The following is a 6,053-nucleotide window of genomic DNA, read 5'->3' as shown; positions in this document are numbered from 1 at the left end:
CGTCCGGGAGGACACCCCCGGCGACAAACGCCTGGTCGCCTACCTCACCCCCGACACCACCACCGCCGCCCCCGTCGCCCGCTACACCCGGCTGGCCGCCACCGGGGAACTGGCCGCCACCGGAGCCGAACTCCACGAACTGCCCAACGGCATGCTGGTCCTGGGCCGCAACCGCTCCAACATCGCCTTCCTCTACCAGGAGATCTTCGCCAACACCGAGTACGTCCGCGGCGGGATCCACCTCGACCCGGGGGCGGTGGTCATCGACGTGGGCGGACATGTCGGGTTGTTCTCCCTGTTCGTCACCCACCAGGTGCCCGACGCCCGCGTGTACGCCTTCGAACCGATCCCGGAGCTGGCCCGGTTGTACCGGCTCAACACCGCCCTGCACGGGGCGGACACGGTGCTCTCGGAATGCGGGGTGGCTTCGGAACCGGGGGTGGCGGAGTTCACCTACTACCCGGAGATGTCGATCATGTCCGGTCGGTTCGCCGACCAGGACGAGGAACGGCAGGTGCTGGAACAGTTCGTGCGCAACGAGCACGAGGAGGTCGGCGGTGACCAGGGTCTGGGGCAGCTGTTGTCCCACCGGTTGGCCAGCCAGCGGGTGCGGGCGGAGTTGACCACGATCTCGGAGGTGATCGACGCGCGGGGGTTGGCGCGGGTGGACCTGGTCAAGGTGGATGTGGAGAAGAGCGAGTTGGACGTGTTGCGGGGGGTTCGGGACGAGCACTGGCCGCGGATCGGTCAGGTGGTCGCGGAGGTGCATGACGCGCAGGGCCGGTTGGCGGGGGTGCGGGGTCTGTTGGAGTCGGTGGGGTTCACCGTGGTGGTGGACCACGCGCCGGATGTGGCCGACACGGGGTTGTACATGGTGTACGCGACCCGGCCGGGGTGGTCCACCGAACCCGCCACGTCCGTCGAACCCGCCACTGCTGGTGGTGCTGATCCTGGGGTGGGGCCTGGTGGTCGGGCGGTGCGGTGGTGGAACCCGGGGCAGTTGGTGGGGTCGGTGCGGGAGACCGCGCGGGAGGTGCTGCCGGAGCACATGGTGCCGGCGGCGTTCGTGGTGCTCGACCAGCTCCCCCTCACCGTCAACGGCAAACTGAACCAGCGTGCCCTGCCGGCTCCGGAGGTGGATGCGCTGTCCCAGCACGTACCACCGCGCACTGAGACCGAACAGCGGCTGTGCTCCGTGTGGCAGGACGTGCTCGGCGTGGAACGGGTCGGTGTGGAGGACGACTTCTTCGAACTCGGCGGCGACTCCATCCTCAGCTTGAAGGTCGTCTCGCGGGTGCGCTCCGAACTCGACGCCGAACTCTCCCCCCGCGCCCTGTTCGACCACCCGACGGTCGCCGAGCTGGCGGCCCTGGTCGCGGATGGTGCGACCGGAGCCAAGGTCGGCGCGGACATCCGCCCCGCCAACCGGGACGAACCGCTACCACTGTCCTTCGCGCAGCAGCGGCTCTGGTTCCTGGATGACTTCATGCCGGGAAGCGTGGAGTACAACGTGACCGGCGCGCTCCGCCTCACCGGCGTTCTGGACGTGGACGCTCTGCGCTCCGCGCTCACGGCGTTGGTGGCCCGCCACGAGTCGTTGCGCACCACCTTCGACTCAGTCGACGGCGCGGGGGTGCAGGTCGTGCGGGATCCGTTCGAGGTGCCGCTGCCGGTGGTGGACCTCGCCGGACCCCCCGTTCGGTCCTTGGACGAGCTGCTGCGGGCCGAGGCACACCGGCCCTTCGACCTGCGCACTGGCCCGCTGCTGCGGGTGTGCCTGGTACGCGAGTCGGACGAGGAACACGTGCTCGTCCTGGCGATGCACCACATCGTCACCGACGGCTGGTCGATGGGCGTCATCACCCGTGAACTGAACGAGCTGTACTCGGCCGAGGTCCGGGCAGTCCCGGCGTCCCTGCCGGAACTGCCCGCGCAGTACGCGGACTACGCTGTCTGGCAACGGGAGGGCGACGCGGCGGGCACGGACGAACAACTGGCCTACTGGCGGAACGTCCTCGCCGATGCCCAGCCCCTCACCCTGCCCAGCGACCGACCTCGGCCAGCCGTCCGGACGACGTCCGGTGCCCTCCATCGCTTCACGGTGCCCGCCGCGCTGGTCGCCGAGCTCCGAGCGGCGGCCCACCGCCAGGGCGCGAGCCTCTTCATGGCGCTCACCACGGTCACCCAACTGCTGCTCGCCAGGTACAGCGGGCAGGAGGACGTGACCGTCGGTACCGTCACCTCAGGCCGGGAACGCTCCGAACTGGAGGGAGTGGTCGGGTTCTTCGTCAACACCCTCCCGCTGCGCACCGCGGTGCGGGAGACCCGCACCCTCACCCAGCTGCTCGGGGACGTGCGGGAGACGGTGCTGGGGGCGTTCGCCCACCAGAGCGTTCCCTTCAGCCGGCTCATCGACGAGTTGGCGCCGGAACGCGACACCAGTCGGACGCCACTGGTGCAGGTGGTGGTCATCCTGCAGAACATCCCTCCCGCCGATGTGGAACTGCCTGGGCTGCGGGTCGAGAGCGTCCCGGTTCCTCGGGAGGCCGCCCAGTTCGACCTGACCCTGGAGTTCCAGGAAGCCGCCGACGGCACCCTGACCGCCGCTGTCGAGTACAACAGCGACCTCTTCGACGCGGGCACCATCACCAGGCTCACCGGCCATTGGCTGGCGCTGGCCACCAGGTCCCTGGCCGCACCGGACCGCCCGCTGCACGAGATCGACACCCTCGACGCACCAGAGCGGGACAGACTGCTGGCCGAGTGGGGCCGGGACGGTTCGCCCACGGTGTCCGGGCGGTACGGGGCCTCCCCATCCTTGATCGACCGGATCTTCGCGCAGGCCCTGCGTACGCCCGACTCGGTCGCTGTCACCGACTCGGAGCGAAGCCTCTCCTACGCGGAGTTGACCGTCCGGGTGGACCAGCTCGCGGCCGACCTTCGAGACCGAGGGGTGTCCTCCGAGACGAGGGTCGGAGTCTGCCTGACCCGCTCGGTCGACCTGGTCGTCGCGATGCTCGCCGTCCTCCGAGCCGGCGGTGCGTACGTGCCGCTCGACCCGGCCTATCCCACCGACCGGATCACCTACCTCGTCGCCGACAGCGGAACCAGGATGGTGATCACCGAGAACGCGGTCGCCGGCCGGATTCCCCCGGCCACCGATGTCGTGGTGCTGGACGACGTGCGGACCTCGGCGGCACTGGCGGCCAGGGCCGGGTCGGTCGTAGCCGACGTGCCGGACGGCAGTGCCGCCTACGTCATCTACACCTCCGGGTCCACCGGTCTCCCCAAGGGCGTGGTCGTGGACCGGGCCGCGATGGCCGGCCTCGTTGACTGGGCCGCGACGACCTTCGGCACCGACGGCCTGGGCACCGTCCTCGGGTCGACCTCGGCGAACTTCGACGTCTCGGTTTTCGAGATCTTCGCGCCGCTCGTCGTTGGCGGCCGGGTGGACATCGTCCGGGACCTGGTGGCCGTGACCGAGCAGCCGTGGTCGGGAAGCCTGCTCAGCGGGGTCCCCTCGGCGATGGCCGGTGTGGTCGAGGCCGCCGGCGAGAACCTCGGCGCTGACCAGGTGGTCCTGGCGGGCGAGGCACTTCCCGTCTCCCTGCTGGACCGTCTCGGGCAGGTCCTGCCCGACGCCGTCGTCGCCAACATCTACGGTCCCACCGAGGCCACGGTGTACGCCTTGGCGTGGTTCTCCGACGGCGACACCCGGCCGACGGGCGCCAGCGTGCCGGTGGGACGTCCCATCTCGGGCATCAGCGCGCAGGTGTTGGACCGCTGGCTCCGACCAGTCCCCGCCGGTGTGCCCGGAGAGCTCTACCTGGGCGGGGAGCGGCTGGCACGCGGGTACGCGGGCCGCGCCGGACTGACCGCGGCGAGGTTCGTCGCCGACCCCCACGGGGAGGACGGCGGACGTGTCTACCGCACCGGGGACGTCGTGCGCTGGCTCCCGGACGGAGTGCTGGAGTTCGTCGGCCGGGTGGACGACCAGGTGAAGCTGCGGGGCTTCCGCATCGAACCCGGCGAGATCGAGGCCGTCCTCACCGCCCAGCCGTCGGTGTCCCGGGCCGCCGTCATCCTGCGACGGGACCACCCGGACACCCCTCGGCTCGTCGCCTACATCGTTCCCGGCGAGGGGGACGTGCCGAACCCCGAGCTGCTCAGGGATCGACTGCGCGGCGCGCTGCCCGAGTACATGGTGCCCTCGGCGTTCGTGGTGCTCGACGAGCTCCCGTTGAACGCCAACGGGAAGCTGGAGAGGCGCGCGCTGCCGGCGCCGGACGCGACCGCGTCCGGCGCGCACGTCGAACCTCGGAGCGAGATCGAGCGGACCCTGTGCCTCATCTGGACCGAGGTGCTCGGTGTGGAGCGGGTCGGGATCGAGGACAACTTCTTCGAGCTGGGCGGGGACTCGATCCTCAGCATCCAGGTCGTCTCGCACGCACGCCGGGCAGGCCTCGACATCTCCTCCCGGGATCTCTTCCTGCGGCAGACCGTCGCCGGGTTGGCGCTTTCCCTGCAGGAGGCTCGCGCCGCCAGGCTCGAGATCTCGGCCGAGCAGGGTGTGGTGTCGGGTCCGGTGGGGACCACCCCGGTGTTGGAGTGGTTCTTCGCCACCCACCCGGTGGCCCCGCAGCACTTCACGATGTCGATGACCCTGGAGTTGTCCGCACCGGTCGGGATACCGGTGCTGCGTGCGGCGGTGGCGGGTCTGCTGGTCCAGCACGACGCGCTGCGGATGGTGTTCGACCGGGCTGACACCGGGTGGCGCCCACGGCTGCTCCCGGATCTGGATCCGGACCTGGTGCTCGGTCGGGTGGAGCTGACCGAGACCGGCGGCTCCGGTGGTGGTGAGCAGGCGCGGGCGGTGTGGGAGGAGGCCCTGACCCGGGCCCAGTCCGGCCTGGACCTGCGGGAGGGCCCGTTGCTGCGTGTCCTGGCCGGTGTCCGTGACGGGGTGGTGGTCGAGGTCGGGATCGTGGCCCACCACGCGGTGATCGACGGGGTGTCCTGGCGGATCCTGCTCTCCGACCTGGGCACGGCCTGCCAGCAGGCCAGCGCGGGGCGATCCGTGGAGTTGGGCACGAAGACCACCTCGGTCGCGGTGTGGGCGGGGAGACTGGCCGAGCACACCCGCGCCGGGGGTTTCGACGACCAGGTGGAGCACTGGCGGTCGGTGCTCTCCGAGCCGGGGGACCTGGAGATCCCGGTGGATCACCCGGGTGGGGTGAACACCGTGGCTTCGCAGGCCAGTGTGACGGTGTCCTTGGACGCCGAGCGGACCGCGGCGTTGCTCACGGCGGTGCCGGGGCGGTTCCGCAGTCAGGTCAACGACGTGTTGTTGGCCGGGTTGGGGCTGGTGCTGTCGGAGTGGACCGGTCGGGATCGGGTGGTGGTCAACCTGGAGGGGCATGGTCGGGAGGAGTTGTTCGAGGGGGTGGACCTCTCTCGGACGGTGGGGTGGTTCACCTCGATCTTCCCGGTGGCTCTGGAGGTGCCGGTGGGTGCTGGTTGGCCGGCGGTGATCCGGTCGGTGCGGCGGGGGTTGCGGGCGGTGCCGGATCGGGGTGTGGGGTACGGGGCGTTGCGGTACCTGTCGGGGTCGGTGGGGGCGGTTTTGGGGTCGGGTCCGGATCCGGTGTTGAGTTTCAACTACCTGGGGCAGTTCGAGGTGGGTGGAACTGGTGCTGGGTCTGGTGGGTCGGGTGTGGGGGTGTTCTCGGGTGTGGTGCCGGTGCGGGGGCAGGATCATCATCCGGGGGAGGAGCGGTCGCATCTGGTGGATGTGGTGGGGGCGGTGCAGGACGGGCGGTTGACGGTGACCTGGTGGTACTCGTCGGGGGTGCATGACCACGACACCATCCAGCGACTCGCCGACCGCTACGAGGCCGAGTTGCGAAGCCTCGTGGGAATGGTGCTTTCCCAATAGCGCCACACCACCCGATATGCGCCGCACGAAGTGCCTTTAGCTCTGACTGAAGCCCGCTTCGTGGACAACTGAAGAGTGTTTGGCTGTGCGTAGGCTCGAATCGGCAGTTGCCAGGACA

At 70.2% G+C, this 6,053-nt stretch carries 1 protein-coding gene; it reads left to right on the top strand.

What is annotated here, in order from left to right; genetic code table 11:
- Positions 1–5,935: non-ribosomal peptide synthetase (locus ACTIDRAF_RS29385; protein ID WP_016699901.1), on the top strand; the 5,935-nt coding region annotated here is incomplete at its 5' end.
- Positions 5,936–6,053 lie beyond the last annotated feature (118 nt).

Source organism: Actinoalloteichus spitiensis RMV-1378 (assembly GCF_000239155.1).
Lineage (GTDB): Bacteria > Actinomycetota > Actinomycetes > Mycobacteriales > Pseudonocardiaceae > Actinoalloteichus_B > Actinoalloteichus_B spitiensis.
Note: the sequence above shows the minus strand (reverse complement) of the source record. Positions and strands in the feature narration are given on the sequence as shown.